The sequence below is a fragment of the Sulfitobacter sp. M22 genome (genome assembly GCF_021736025.1).
GTDB lineage: Bacteria > Pseudomonadota > Alphaproteobacteria > Rhodobacterales > Rhodobacteraceae > Sulfitobacter > Sulfitobacter litoralis.
Genome location: NZ_WMEC01000001.1, coordinates 1774173 through 1787368, shown reverse-complemented (window position 1 = coordinate 1787368; position 13196 = coordinate 1774173). Strand labels below are relative to the sequence as shown.

Sequence of the window (13196 nt, the reverse complement as noted above, 5' to 3'; positions counted from 1 at the left end):
AAACCCGATGCGCGGGATAAGGTCGCACATCGGGTGTTGCGTCAATGGGGGGGGCGGGGCCGTGGCCTTAAGCCGTTGAACTGCTGGCAACCATCTCGGGGCGTGGGGCTGTGGCGGCTGCTGGCTGCTTTGGCTGCGGTTGTTTGCGTGCAGCTTCGGCCAGCAAGGCAGCGACATAGCAGACCGCGACCGCGACCGGCGGCAGGATCCACGGCAAGGCCGTCACGGTGGGTTCGATGTCCATCATGATTTGGCCGGCCAGTGCCAGAATGGTGCCAAGACCGAACACCAGCAGCCCGTGACTGCCCATCAGCCGGAACGGGGCGGCCAGACGGTGCGCGCATATGCGTGTCACGATGGGAAGGCAGGACAGCACATAGACCAGCGCAAGGACATGGACCAAACGCGGCAGCGCCAGCATGGACTTATTATGAGTCACGATATTAGCGGGCAGGCCAATCCCGCCAAGTTGCGCCATCTTGTGGTTCATAAAACTGCCCAGACCGGGCACGTAGCGCCACGCCGCGATGAACAGCAACACACTGACCGCCAGTTTGAACAACAGCGCAGAGTTGCGGACCAGCCGTTCGCCCTTGCGGTGGCGGACACCGATTGCCAGACCGATCACAAAGATAAGCTGCCACGTGAGCGGGTTAAAAAACCAGCCGCCGCCACCGGGGTGGTTCGGGATGGTAAGCCGCGTGGCACCCGCATAAAGCCAAAACGCCCCCGCGACAGCCAGCGTCGTACGCGGCGCATATAGCACGGCGGCAATCAGAACAGGGCCTGCCAGCAACAAGACAGTATAAGACGGCAAAATGTTCACATAGCCGATTTGGTAGCCCAACGTAACAAGCCCCGCCATCGCGGCACCGGTCTGCTCATAGAGCAAGGCGAGGTTGTGCATCACCCGAAATTCGGATCGAACAAACGTATCCGCCGCCCAAGCATACAGCCCGATGGCGGCGACCGTCAGCACGATGTGCACGATATAAAGCTGCCACGCACGCCGCCACAACGGGGCAACCGTATCCCATAGGCGCAGATCGCCCGACATCCACCGACCGATCGCGGGGGAATAGGCGATGCCTGCGGCAATGCCGGACATGATAAAGAACGCCTCTGCCGCGTCGGAGAACCCGATGTTGCGGATGGTCAGATGCTCCCACGGGTTGCCGGGCATGTGGTCGATGATGATCATGATCAGCGCCAGCCCGCGAAAGGCGTCAATGCGCGGATCGCGGGCGCGACGTGGAAGATCAACGCCACGCCGGATCGGAATAAGCTGGGCGTCAGGCCGGTTGGACGATTGGGTCATGCGACGATCCTTGTTGGGCGGTACCCGTTCTCAGGTTCTCGCGGTAGGCGGCAATTACAGCGGGCGTGACCCGTTCTTGCGGCGTGGTAAAGACACGGCCATTGCTGGGGTGCGAGGTCACGGCGATCAGCAGCGGGGCAATCGACATGGGAAGCGTCACAGGTAGCAGCCAGTAAATCAGGTTTGGCACCAACAGATAGACCGCAATTGTGACCACGATCCCGAACAGCGACACCCAGCGGCTTGCACGCCAGCTTTCCGTCAGCGTCAGTCGCCCTTCGCCACGTGCAGTCGCAGGCCAGCCGCCGTCCTTGCCCGCAAAGACTTCGGCTACGGCGCGGCTTTGGTACATCAGCATGATCGGCGCGATCAGCGCGGTGAGCAGGATCTCGGCCAACACGGACCCAAGTGCACGCAGTGCGCCGCCAAAGCCCCGTGCGCGCCCCGTTGCAGCAGCTTCGCCAAAGATCGCGAGTTTTGGCAGCAAAAGCAGCACGCCAATGCCAAAGGCCAGCGCAACAATCTGAAAGGTCTTGTCGTCGGGGAAAACCGGAAAAAGCTGATAGGCATTGGGGAAGTAATCAGGGCTGGCATTGGTCGCGGCGGCCAGCAGCGATACGATCAGGAATGCGCCCCAAGCGACCGACACCAGATAGGCCATGATGCCTTGGACAAAGACAAAACGGCTCCAGCCATGCAGACCGGGGGCACCGACAAGACGCATATGCTGAAGGTTGCCTTGGCACCACCGACGATCCCGACGCGCAAAGGCCAGAAGGTTGTCGGGGCCCTCTTCGAACGATCCGGTGATGCGCGGGTCCATTTCCACGCGCCAACCGCCACGCACAAGCAGCGCGGCTTCGACGTAATCATGGCTCAGGATTGTGCCGCCGAAAGGGGCAGGGCCGCTGAGTTCGGGCAGGCCGCAACACTGCGACAAAGCGCGTACACGGGCGATGGCATTGTGCCCCCAAAACGGGCCCGCACGGCCCTGCATCCGTGCCAGACCGCGGGCAAAGACAGGTGAGTGAAAACTCGCAGAGAACTGCATCGCACGGCCAAATAGTGACCCCGCCCCGAAAATATTGGGCAGTGTTTGCAGCAGTCCGAGGGTCGTATCTGCCTCCATCCGCGCGACGAGGTGGCGGATCGTATTGCCCTCCATCAAGCTATCGGCGTCAAGGATCACGACGTATTCATACGCCCCGCCGGATTTGCGGATGAAATCTTCGACGTTTCCAGCCTTGCGGCCATGGCGGTCTGTGCGGTTGCGGTAGAAGACTGGATTAGAGGCGCTATCATCGGCGAAAAGCGGGGCGAGTGCCGCTCGCTCTGCGATCAGCGCGTCAGGGTCGAAGGTATCGGATAGGATCGCAAAATCGACCGGCACAATGGCAGCTTGCATGGATTGGCGCATCGCAGTGATGCGGGCGCAAACCTCTGTAGGGTTTTCGTTGCAGATCGGCACAAGGATCGCTGTGGGGGGGAAGGCTGCGTTGGACAGGTCCATGTCGGGCAGCGGGTCAAAGGACGGCACGCCCAAAAATGCCTGTCCCGCCCCCCAAGCCAACCAAGCAGTAGTAAGTGCAATCAGCGCCACGGCAAAGCCGTCCCAGATATCAAAGCCCGTGTTAAGGCCTGCTTGCGCTAGCGTCGCGGCTGCGGCCGTCGCACAGAGCAGGGCAAAGCAAATGGCACCGACACGGCTGAACCGCGTGGCACCATCGCGCACATAGGAGGGCATGTCAGGCATTACGCATGAAGATACGGCTCAGCACCTCGAAAAGCGACGGGCGGGCATCATGTTCAAGTACCTGCCGCGGCATATCCAGCGGGGCAGCACGGGGCGCGTAGCGGTCAAAGTCGGTCATTGGTTCGGAAGAAGTTGATGTCACAGACGTATTCATTCTTTCAGCCATTGGTATACCCAAGTCTCGGTCAAGCGTCGGTCACCCGCGGCCAGATTGGCACGCAGTTCAACCGTAGCATCAGTTTCGGCGACGACCTCTAGAACCAGTCGCCACATGTGGTCGTGGCCGTCGATCTGCTGAAGCACTTGTCCTGCAACTTTGCCGCCGACGATGTTTACATGGGCCTCAACCACGTTCTCGGCATTTGGTTCCGCTAAAGTTGCACCTTCAAAGTCGATGACAAATTTTCGGCGATCATTGCGCGGTTTTACGCCTGCAACGCCGCCATGTCCGGCAAGTGTGCGTGAAACTTGAGCAAGTGTAGAAGAGGCACCGGGTGGGGTCATGCCCCAGTTCAGGCGGTAAGAAATACTTTTGCTGTCCCCCGCAGAGAACCCGTTTTTATAGGTCCAGAAGGCGACGATATTGTCGTTTCCTTCCAGATCCGAAGGAATCTCGATCAGGCGGACCATACCTTCGCCCCAGTCGCCCCTGGGTTCGACCATGAGGGTGGGGCGCAACTCGTAATGGGCTTCGGCATCCAGATAGTCGTCAAAGGCGCGGTGGCGTTGCACAAGGCCAAAGGACTTGGGTGATTGCGCGCCAAAGTATGAATTCGCGAGTTTCGGCGGGTTGTTGAGCACCCGAAACAGCGTGTCCTCGCCGGTGTTCACGATCAGGGCTTCACTGTCGTGGACGCGGGCGCGGTAATCATCAAAGCTGCCCTGATCGTTCAGCCCGAACAGATACATAGAGGTCAGCGGTGCGATGCCCAGCTGCTGCACGTCTTGGCGGAAGAACAATTCGGTTGTCACATCCATCGTGGTGGTGGCCCCGGGGGTCACGGTGAACTTGTAGGCCCCCACGACTGACTGGCTTTCGAGCAGGGCAAAGAAGGTCATTGCCGTCTGACCGGGTTTTGGCCGTTGCAGCCAAAAGGCGCTGAAACGGGGGAATTCTTCGGGTTCTGAGGTCGCGGTGTTCACCGCCAACCCGCGTGCGCTGAGGCCATAGCGGTTGCCCGCCCCTAAGGCGCGGAAATAGCTCGCGCCCAGAAACGACACGATCTCGTCGAACTGTTGCGGGTCATTCAACGGCGCGTTCATGCGAAAGCCCGCCACGCCGGGGAGCTCTGTGCCAGTCGGAATTTTCTCGAGCGCCTTGGCCTGATAGATGAAGTCGTCCGAGGTAAAGCCAAGCGGCTGTACCGTGCCGTCTATAACCTCGTAGAGTGCCACGGTGCCGTCGAATAGCCAGCCGGGGTGATAGGCGTGTACCACAGCCTGCGCCGCGGGGCCTTTCCAGACCGCGCTGTCTTCGCGGAACCGGATGTTGCGATAGTCGTCATAGTCCAACGAGGTAAACGGGTCGCCCAATTGCGTCGGCGCGACATAGTCTTCGCCGGCAAGGCTGCGCGCCTGTGCGATCAATGTCTCGAAGGTAAAAGGCTCTGCCGCATCGCTGGTCTGCGCCCATGCAGCCGTATCCTGCACACCTATTGCAGCTGCGAAAGCCAAGGCAGCCCCCCCTGCGCGCAAAACAGAGCGGCGAGACATCGGGCGGGTGCGAGACAAATGATGCATCAAAACTGATTCCTGTTCGTTGCTGCATTGCAGAATTCTTATAATTACGCGGGAAGTTCAATGACATGAAGCGGAATGCGCTGAATTTTGCTGCCCAATGCGGGGTTTGCGCGAAAATTGCGATTTTAACGCGGAATCAACCATCTGTAATTCCAAATTTCCAGCGGGACAGAGGGCCAATTTTATTTAGCGCCTTCAAATAACAGCGGAAAATTGCCTGAAATTTCAATCAGACGCCCTAGAATAAGATTGGTTGGCATCACAGGGCTGCAATGCCACCTTAAGGGGAATCTGTGTGTGTAAAAGTAAATAAGACAATAAAAACGAGGACAAAATGGACAATAAAGATCTTCCATCGCTCCCGCTGGCGCTGCTGCCCGTCGTTCTGACGCTTGGGCTTTTGGCGCTGCAACTCTTCTATTACGGCGATTTCACGCCGCATATTCCGCTGATCCTCGGATTGGCCATTACGTCCCTGCTTGGTGTGTTTCGCGGGCAGACGTGGATGGACATCCGCGAGGGCGTGTTTCACGTGATCCACGTGTCGATGCCGTCGCTTGCGGTGTTGATCGTGGTGGGCATGATCGTCGGTGTATGGATCGCGTCGGGCACGGTGCCGACGTTGATATACTATGGGCTGACGTTGCTGACGCCGTCGATCTTTTTGGCAGCCGCCATGATCTTGTGTGCCGTGGTGTCGCTGTCGTTGGGGACCAGCTGGGGCACGGTCGGGACCATCGGACTGGCGTTGATGGGCATTGGTGCGGGCTTTGGTATTCCGGCCTATTGGACCGCAGGTGCTGTGGTATCGGGCGCATTCTTTGGAGATAAGGTGTCACCGCTGTCGGATACGACGAACCTTGCCCCTGCGGTAACGGGCACGAACGTCTTCGACCACATCAAGAACATGCTGCCCACCACTGTGCCTGCAATGATTATCGCGCTGGTGATCTATATTGTGGTTGGCTTCATGCTGATCGAAGAGGGCGTTGGCGATGTAAGCAGCATCAATGCGATCACGACCGGTCTGGAAGAACGGTTCAGCCTAGGGATCATCCCGCTGACACCTGCGTTGATCGTGATTGTGCTGGCGTTGATGAAAAAGCCGCCACTGCCGTCGCTGTTTGCGGGTGTGCTGGCCGGTGGGCTGGTCGCGATCTTTTGGCAGGGTGCCGGTCTGCATGACGTGTTTGCCTTTGCGCAGTCGGGCTATTCTATCGACACTGGCATCGCCGACATCGACAGCCTGCTGAACGCGGGCGGCATCCAGTCGATGATGTGGACCATCTCGCTGATGTTGATTGCCTTGGGTTTTGGCGGTGCGCTGGAACGTACCGGCTGCCTCGAGGCGATTATTATGGCGATCGTCAGCCGCGTGAAAAGCTTCGGCGCGGTTCAAAGTTCGGCCATCGGGACGGCATTTGCGACCAACATGGTGGCGGGTGATCCTTATATCTCGATTGCGCTGCCGGGTCGTATGTATGCGCCCTTGTACCGTGGGATGGGGTATTCGACCCTGAACCTGAGCCGTGCGGTCGAAGAGGGCGGCACGTTGATGAGCCCGCTGATCCCTTGGAACGCCGGTGGTGCCTTTGTGATCTCGGCGCTGGGGCTGGGTGTGATGGATGGTAACCTGACCAACCTGCTGTATATCCCGCTGGCCTTTGCCTGCTGGACCGCACCGTTGATCGGCGTGTTCTATGCGGTGACCGGTCTGTTCTCTCCCAAAGCGACGGACGAGGATCGGGCAGAGTGGGAAAAATCCGGTGAAGACATCATGGACCTTGGCGACCATGAACTGGCCTACGAGCAACCGGCCGCGACCTGATCGCGCCTGAACCGACACAGATGAAAGCCGCAGCGCCAATGTGCGCTGCGGCTTTCTTTATGCCCTCAGGCCTGCGCCTTCAGCCTATCACGAAGCGTGTTCTTGACGATCTTGCCATTAGCATTGCGCGGCAGGGGATCGGGTTCGAACGTCGCGAAATCGGGGGCTTTGTAGTCCGCCATCTTTGTGCGTGCGAAAGCCTTGATCGCGTCAAGATCCAGCGCGGTATCCGTGGTGTGGATGAACACATGCATCTTTTCCCCCAGCACCGGATCAGGGCAGCCGATGGCGGCACATTCGATCACGGACGGGTGGGCGGTCAGGGCGTTTTCGACCTCGGCGCTGTAGATGTTATAGCCGCCGCGAATGATCATATCCTTACGACGGTCGTGCAGGCAGATGAACCCCTCGGCATCGCGTGACCCCATGTCGCCGCTCTTCCAGTAGCCGTCGTGAAACTCGCTAGCAGTGCGGTCAGGGTTATCCCAATAGCCGGGCACGGTCATCGCGCCCTTGATCCAAAGCTCTCCGTGGGTGCCGTCAGGCACGTCATTGCCTTGCCTGTCAACGATACGGATGTCGGCGCAGGGCACGGCGATGCCGATACTGTCCGCGCGTTTGGTGCCGAAACCCATAGGCAGGATCGATACGGCAGAGGTAAGCTCGGTCGCGCCATAGGCATTCATCAGGCAGAGGTTCGGCAGCTTTTCCGACAGTTCACTGATGGTGGATTGCGGCATCGGTGCGCCGCCGTAGCCCCCGATCCGCCAGTGTTGCAGGTCGTAGTCCTCGACATTGCAGCGCAGCAGAAAGAGGTTGTACATCGCCGGCACCATCAGCGTCTGCGTGACTTTTTCATCTGCGGTTAGCGACAGGAATTCATGTGCGCCAAAGTGCTCCATCATCACGGTGCAGCCAGCGGTTTGGAGCATGGTAAAGACGGTGGCAACAAGGCCGGTCACGTGGCTCGCAGGCACACAGAGGAGGGAGCGTTCGCGCGCGCCCAGTTCCATGCAAAGTTCAAAATGCATCGCCGAATGGGCAATGTTAAGATGGGTCAGTGTCGCGCCCTTGGGCTGGCCTGTGGTGCCGGAGGTGTAGAGGATCACCGCGATATCGTCCTCGTGCAGTGGCACGGCGTCGGTCAGCGGTGCCTCGGCGGGGAGCGTGTCAAAAACGTCAGTTCCGGCTGCGGTGCCGCCAACACAAAAGCGGTGGGTCAGAGCGGGCAGATCGGCGGGCGCGGGCAGGCGGTCGGCGACATCCGTGCCATGCACGGCGATCTTGGCACCGCATTGTCGCAAGATAAACGCCAGCTCTGGCGTGCCTTCGCGGATGTTGATCGGTACGGCAATCGCACCGAGCCGCAGACAGCCCATCATGGTCGCGATGAATTCCCAGCGGTTCGACAGCAGCAGCGCAACGCGGTCGCCCTTTTCGACCCCACGCGCGCGCAGCCCTGCGGCGATGCGGCCCACGTGCAGGTCAAGCTCGGTATAGGTCAGTCTGGTGTCGCCGCTGACCACGGCCTCTTGATCGGGGGCGCGGGCAAGGGCCGCGGCGAGCATGGCGTTCAGGTCAGCGGGGCGATCCTTAAAGCACTTGATCTCGCGACCGTCGAAATGGGTTTCTGTTTGTATGCGATCCGTGATCGCCTGTGACCAATGTGGCATCTGCGCTCCTCCCGTAGCTTGGGGTTAGTCATTGCGCAAACGATCAGGGGCTGCAACGGGCAAGAGCGGTGTTAGCGCCCTTATAGGGTAACCCTTTCCAACGGGCGGTTCGCCCTGCGAAACAAGGCGAACCGAGACGCTTATCCCAGCACAGTTTTCACCGCGTCGGTGGTTGTGGCGACGACGGTATCGACCTCTTCGCGGGAGATACAGAAGGGGGGCGCAAAGCCGGTAATGTCGCCTTGGGGCATAGCACGCGCGATCACGCCGCGTTCGAGCATCGCGGCAGAGATCGCAGCGCCCACCTTGCGTGCAGGGTCAAGCGGCGTGGCGTCTGCCTTGTCGGCCACATATTCCACCGCGCAAAGCAGCCCTTCGCCACGGATGTCCCCCACATTCGGATGATCGCCAAGCGCCTCTTTCATCGAGGCGTTCAGATATCCGCCCACCTCGGCGGCGTTGCTCACAAGGTTCAGGTCGTCGATCAGCTTGAGGTTGGCGACACCCGCCGCCGCACAAATGGGATGCGCCGAATAGGTCCAGCCGTGACCAATGGGGCCGTTCTCGTCCGTGCCCTGTTCCAGCACCTTCCACATCCGGTCCGATACGATGGAGCCTGACAACGGTGCATAGGCCGATGTCAGTCCCTTGGCGATGGTGATCAGATCGGGTTTCAGCCCATAGTGATCGGACCCGAACATCGTTCCCAGACGGCCAAAGCCAGTCACGACCTCATCCGCGATCAGCAGGATGTCGTGGCGGTTCAACACCTCTTGGATTGCGTCCCAGTATCCGGCGGGCGGGGGCACGATGCCGCCGGTGCCCAATACGGGTTCCCCGATAAAGGCCGCGATGGTGTCCGGCCCTTCGGCCTGGATCAGCGCCTCAAGCGCGTTGGCGCATTGCGCGGTAAACTCGGCTTCGGACTGGGTGCGGTCCTTGCGACGATAGTAATAGGGGGCGTCCGTGTGGATCACGGGGTTCATCGGCAGGTCGAATTTGTCGTGGAACAGTGACAGGCCGGTCAGCGAGCCGGTCATCAGCCCCGACCCGTGATAGCCGCGCCAGCGCGAGATGATTTTCTTTTTCTGCGGGCGGCCAAGGATGTTGTTGTAGTACCAGACGAGCTTGATGTTCGTCTCGTTCGCGTCCGAGCCTGACAGACCGAAATAGACCTTGGACATATGCGCCGGTGCGCGGTCCATGATCATCTTGGCCAGCGTGATCGAGGTCTCGGTGCCGTGGCCCACATAGGAGTGGTAATAGGCCAGTTGGTGCGCCTGTTCGGCGATGGCGTCGGCTACTTCGGTCCGGCCATAGCCTGCGTTCACGCAATAAAGCCCGGCAAAGGCGTCCAGCATCCGGTTGCCATCGCGGTCCTCAATATGGACGCCCGACGCCCCTTTGATCACCCACGTCGCGGATTCACCCCGCGCATGCTGTGCCAGATGCGTAGAGGGATGGAAAAAGTTTTCGCGGTCCCATGTGGCGAGTTGATCATCATTGCGAAGCATAGGTCAGGCTTTCTGTTTAGGAGAGTTTTAGGTGAGTTCGGTGGCCAGCACGGCAAGGCAATCGCCCGGCTGTGCCAGTCCGGGGTGATGGCGGGCGATCACGATGCCCCCCATCTGGGCGCGGATCTCGCGCGGGGGGGCACCGGTGAGTTGGCCGTCCCACAGACGTGCAATCAGGTCGCCTTCGGCTACGGTTTGCCCAAGGGTGACGTTGAAGTCGACGAGCCCACCTTGATTGGTGACATGAAAGCAGCGGTCGTCGTCTTGAGACAGGACGCGTGATGGGGCGGTGACGGGCCGCCCCTCAAGGATACCGGCGTGGATCAACAGGTTACGCACCCCTTTCCGAGCGATCTGTGCTGTTTCAGGCGTGGCGGTGCCACCGCCGCCCATTTCGGTGGTGACGAAAGTCTTGCCCATAGCTTCTGCCGCATCGTCGTACATGCCTAGCGCGTCGATCTCGCGCATCTCGACGCTGAACGGCGCGTTGAACGCATCGCGCGCGGCGCGGCAGCGGGCCTGCTGGTCCGCATCTTCCAGCGTGTGGCAGGCAGCGAAGGGCAGAAAATCAAGCGTTTTGCCACCCGAGTGAAAATCAAGCACGACATCCGCCATCGGCAGCAGCACCCGTTGAAAGTAATCCGCGATCTTCTGCGTGGGCGTGCCATCGGGACGACCGGGAAAGCTGCGGTTCATGTTCACCCCGTCGAGCGGAGACACGCGTGTGCCGGCCGCAAAGGCAGGCTGGTTCATGAACGGGATGATGATCACGCGACCCGTGACGTCCTTGGCCTGCAAGGTCTGGGCAAGCTCGACCAAGGCCAACGGGCCTTCGTATTCGTCGCCGTGGTTGCCGCCGGTTAGCAGGGCAGAGGGGCCGTCGCCGTTTTTCACTTGGGTCACCGGAATTTGGATCGCCCCCCAAGCACTGTCGTTACGGCTATAGGGCAGACGCAAATAGCCGTGCTGCACGCCCGTGCCTTCAAAATCGATGGTGGCCGAGATTGGATTGTCTCGCATGGCGCTATTCCTTGATCATAAGCGCACGCGGGGTGGTGCACAGACAGTCGGCACCCGTTTCGGTGATGACGATAGGTTCCGTGATCTCGATGCCGCCGTCGTCCAGCCACAGCGCTGGCATAAAGTGAAAGGTCATCCCCGGTTCAAGCACTGTGGTGTCGCCCGCGCGGAAGGACATGGTGCGTTCGCCCCAATCGGGCGGATAAGACAACCCGATCGCATACCCGCAACGGCTGTCTTTCTCGAACCCGCGTTTGCGCAGGTTGGTGTTGAAGGCGCGGGCGATGTCTTCGCAGCGGTTGCCTGGTTTGGCTTGTTCTAGCCCCGCGTCAATTGCCTCGAGAACGGCATTTTCCGCATCCAGATACTTTTGTGGCGGTTTGCCCAGAAACAAGGTGCGCGACTGCGGGCATTGGTAGCGCCGGTGCGCCCCTGCGATTTCAAAGAACGTGCCTTCGTTATTCCGCAGGGGGGCGTCATCCCATGTGATATGCGGCGCGGTGGCATCCAGACCGGAGGGCGTCATGGGCACGCAAGCGGGGTAGTCGCCCCAGTGCCCGTGGGCACCGCTGACAGAGGCGTGGTAGATATCCGCGATCAGATCGTTCTTGCGCATGCCGACTTCGGCCTTTTCGCGAATTACCTCGTGCATCCGTTCAACGATCCGGGCGGCGCGGCGCATGTATTCCAGTTCAGTGGGGGATTTGACGGCGCGTTGCCAGTTCACCAGCGCGGTGGCGTTCTGAATGTTGACGCCCGGTAGCCGTGTTTGCAGCGTCAGAAACGCAGAGGCGGTGAAATAATAATTGTCCAGTTCGAACCCGATACGGGCGTTTTCTAGCCCGCGGGCGGCGATCAGGCGGGCCAGATCCTCCATCGGGTGTTTGTCGGGGTTCTGGACATAGGTGTCGTCGTAGCCGACGATATTGTCATCATCCAGATAGGTGGTGCGCTGGGCACCTGCACTGTCCATCGCGCGGCCCCACCAGACAGGCTGGCCCTCGTGGGTGAGCAGCACGCCCTGATGCACGTAGAACGACCACCCGTCATAGCCCGCCAACCACGCCATATTTGACGGATCGGTGACAAACAGTGCGTCCAGCCCGCGGGTGGCCATTTCGGCGCGTGTTTTTGCCAGACGTGCTGCATATTCGGGCTGCGTAAAAGAATGGTCAATCATGTGGGAAATCCTGCCAGGGTATTGTGCGAGTTTAGCTTTTTCGGCCTCCGCATTTATGCGAATATCAACGTCACGTGGGTAAAAGCTGCAAACTTTTGGAAAATATGGGGAATTCAGGATGATTGACGCGATAGACCGGAAAATCCTGCATCACGTGCAGCGTGACAATCTGCTGACCAGCGCGCGTCTTTCAGAACTGGTGGGGTTGTCGCAAACGTCGATCCAGCGGCGGCTCGCGCGGCTGCGGGCCACCAAGGCGATCGAGGCCGATATTGCCGTCGTATCGCCCGAAGCGGTGGGGCGCCCGCTGACCATGCTCATCGCGGTGGAGCTGGCGCGGGAACGCTCTGATATCATTGACAGGTTCAAACGGGCGGTGCGTGAGCGGGCAGAGGTGATGAGCGCCTATTACGTGACGGGAGAGACCGACTTTATGTTGATCGTCAGCGCCAAGGACATGCAGGATTACGAGGCGTTCACCCGCGATTTTTTCTATAACAACCCGGATATCAAAGGGTTCAAAACCACCGTGGTGATGGACCGGATCAAGGCGTCTTTCACGCTGCCGGTCTGATCACCACGACGCCGTGGCAGGCTAGGTGCTTTCTGCCTGCTCTTGCGCCCATTCCGGCAGCGGAAAGAGCGTGTCGTAGATCAAGTTAAAGACATAGGCATAAACGATATAAAAAGCCGCCAATGCGATATCCAGCACGAAGGCATCCCACAGGCTGATGCCCAGATACCAAGCGATGAACGGCAGCAGCACCACCAGCAGCCCCGCCTCGAATGCCAGCGCGTGCAGCACCCGGACGATGCGCGATTTCAGGGTGGTTCCCGTCAGCCGTTGCAAGGCCAAGTCAAAAAGCACGTTATAGCCAAGGTTCCAAAGCGTCGCGAGCGTGGCGCTGACAATGCCCACGACACCAAAGTCATGTAAGGGTACGTCAAACAGGATCGCACCAGCGGGGATCACAAGGATCAGCGCGATGATTTCAAAACTGAGGGCGTGGCGAAGACGGTCTAATGCGGAGCGCATGGGTATACCTCGGTGAAGGGCCGGGTCGTCCCGGCAATTTTCCATTCAGGGGAGGTCGTCCTCTCGGTACCATAGGTGGCAAAGCCGGGCGCGGTTTGCAAGAGGCATGGGGGGCGTTGCCGCGGAAAGCTGCT

General features: G+C 59.8%; 11 protein-coding genes. 2 read left to right on the top strand and 9 right to left on the bottom strand.

Annotation, left to right across the window (positions count from 1 at the left end):
- Positions 1 to 67: 67 nt before the first annotated feature.
- The 4 genes from GLP52_RS08805 to GLP52_RS08790 are packed head-to-tail and all read right to left on the bottom strand — an operon-like array spanning position 68 to position 4784.
- Positions 68 to 1318 (bottom strand): OpgC family protein, encoded by a 1251-nt coding sequence (locus GLP52_RS08805; protein WP_237272195.1) that lies wholly within the window; start codon positions 1316 to 1318, stop codon positions 68 to 70.
- Positions 1293 to 3071 (bottom strand): glucans biosynthesis glucosyltransferase MdoH, encoded by a 1779-nt coding sequence (mdoH, locus tag GLP52_RS08800; RefSeq protein ID WP_237272194.1) that lies wholly within the window; start codon positions 3069 to 3071, stop codon positions 1293 to 1295. Before mdoH ends, GLP52_RS08805 begins: the two co-directional genes overlap by 26 nt.
- Entirely contained in the window at positions 3064 to 3225 is a 162-nt protein-coding gene (locus GLP52_RS08795; RefSeq protein ID WP_171048930.1) for a hypothetical protein, read from the bottom strand. Before GLP52_RS08795 ends, mdoH begins: the two co-directional genes overlap by 8 nt.
- Positions 3222 to 4784, bottom strand: a complete 1563-nt coding sequence (locus tag GLP52_RS08790) for a glucan biosynthesis protein (RefSeq protein WP_237272675.1) — start codon at positions 4782 to 4784, stop codon at positions 3222 to 3224. Before GLP52_RS08790 ends, GLP52_RS08795 begins: the two co-directional genes overlap by 4 nt.
- Before the next feature lie 361 nt (positions 4785 to 5145).
- Here GLP52_RS08790 and nhaC point away from each other — a divergent pair, with 361 nt between their 5' ends.
- Positions 5146 to 6639 (top strand): Na+/H+ antiporter NhaC, encoded by a 1494-nt coding sequence (gene nhaC, locus GLP52_RS08785; RefSeq protein WP_237272192.1) that lies wholly within the window; start codon positions 5146 to 5148, stop codon positions 6637 to 6639.
- A gap of 65 nt (positions 6640 to 6704) precedes the next feature.
- Here the strand turns inward: nhaC and GLP52_RS08780 are convergent, their stop codons facing one another.
- The 4 genes from GLP52_RS08780 to doeA all read right to left on the bottom strand — a co-directional run bounded on the left by GLP52_RS08780 (position 6705) and on the right by doeA (position 12026).
- Complete coding sequence (locus GLP52_RS08780; protein WP_237272191.1) at positions 6705 to 8312, bottom strand: class I adenylate-forming enzyme family protein; 1608 nt, start codon at positions 8310 to 8312, stop codon at positions 6705 to 6707.
- Between the two features lie 140 nt (positions 8313 to 8452).
- Positions 8453 to 9826 carry an aspartate aminotransferase family protein gene (locus GLP52_RS08775; protein ID WP_237272190.1) on the bottom strand — a complete coding sequence of 458 codons (1374 nt, stop codon included), beginning with the start codon at positions 9824 to 9826 and terminating at the stop codon, positions 8453 to 8455.
- A 27-nt stretch (positions 9827 to 9853) separates the two neighbouring features.
- The gene (gene doeB / locus GLP52_RS08770; RefSeq protein WP_237272189.1) at positions 9854 to 10846 is read right to left on the bottom strand and encodes a N(2)-acetyl-L-2,4-diaminobutanoate deacetylase DoeB; all 993 of its coding nucleotides are present in this window, start codon (positions 10844 to 10846) and stop codon (positions 9854 to 9856) included.
- A gap of 4 nt (positions 10847 to 10850) precedes the next feature.
- Positions 10851 to 12026, bottom strand: a complete 1176-nt coding sequence (doeA, locus tag GLP52_RS08765; protein WP_093733476.1) for an ectoine hydrolase DoeA — start codon at positions 12024 to 12026, stop codon at positions 10851 to 10853.
- A 118-nt stretch (positions 12027 to 12144) separates the two neighbouring features.
- Here doeA and GLP52_RS08760 point away from each other — a divergent pair, with 118 nt between their 5' ends.
- Positions 12145 to 12600, top strand: a complete 456-nt coding sequence (locus tag GLP52_RS08760) for an Lrp/AsnC family transcriptional regulator (RefSeq protein ID WP_093733477.1) — start codon at positions 12145 to 12147, stop codon at positions 12598 to 12600.
- A 21-nt stretch (positions 12601 to 12621) separates the two neighbouring features.
- Here the strand turns inward: GLP52_RS08760 and GLP52_RS08755 are convergent, their stop codons facing one another.
- Positions 12622 to 13062, bottom strand: a complete 441-nt coding sequence (locus GLP52_RS08755; RefSeq protein ID WP_093733478.1) for a PACE efflux transporter — start codon at positions 13060 to 13062, stop codon at positions 12622 to 12624.
- Positions 13063 to 13196: the final 134 nt, after the last annotated feature.

Bases quoted from the DNA above. Each gene is read 5' to 3' on its own strand.
- GLP52_RS08775 (WP_237272190.1), bottom strand. From the start codon at position 9,826: ATGCTTCGCAATGATGATCAACTCGCCACATGGGACCGCGAAAACTTT.
- GLP52_RS08760 (WP_093733477.1), top strand. From the start codon at position 12,145: ATGATTGACGCGATAGACCGGAAAATCCTGCATCACGTGCAGCGTGAC.
- GLP52_RS08780 (WP_237272191.1), bottom strand. From the start codon at position 8,312: ATGCCACATTGGTCACAGGCGATCACGGATCGCATACAAACAGAAACC.
- GLP52_RS08790 (WP_237272675.1), bottom strand. From the start codon at position 4,784: ATGTCTCGCCGCTCTGTTTTGCGCGCAGGGGGGGCTGCCTTGGCTTTC.
- GLP52_RS08795 (WP_171048930.1), bottom strand. From the start codon at position 3,225: ATGAATACGTCTGTGACATCAACTTCTTCCGAACCAATGACCGACTTT.
- mdoH (WP_237272194.1), bottom strand. From the start codon at position 3,071: ATGCCTGACATGCCCTCCTATGTGCGCGATGGTGCCACGCGGTTCAGC.
- nhaC (WP_237272192.1), top strand. From the start codon at position 5,146: ATGGACAATAAAGATCTTCCATCGCTCCCGCTGGCGCTGCTGCCCGTC.
- doeA (WP_093733476.1), bottom strand. From the start codon at position 12,026: ATGATTGACCATTCTTTTACGCAGCCCGAATATGCAGCACGTCTGGCA.
- doeB (WP_237272189.1), bottom strand. From the start codon at position 10,846: ATGCGAGACAATCCAATCTCGGCCACCATCGATTTTGAAGGCACGGGC.
- GLP52_RS08755 (WP_093733478.1), bottom strand. From the start codon at position 13,062: ATGCGCTCCGCATTAGACCGTCTTCGCCACGCCCTCAGTTTTGAAATC.
- GLP52_RS08805 (WP_237272195.1), bottom strand. From the start codon at position 1,318: ATGACCCAATCGTCCAACCGGCCTGACGCCCAGCTTATTCCGATCCGG.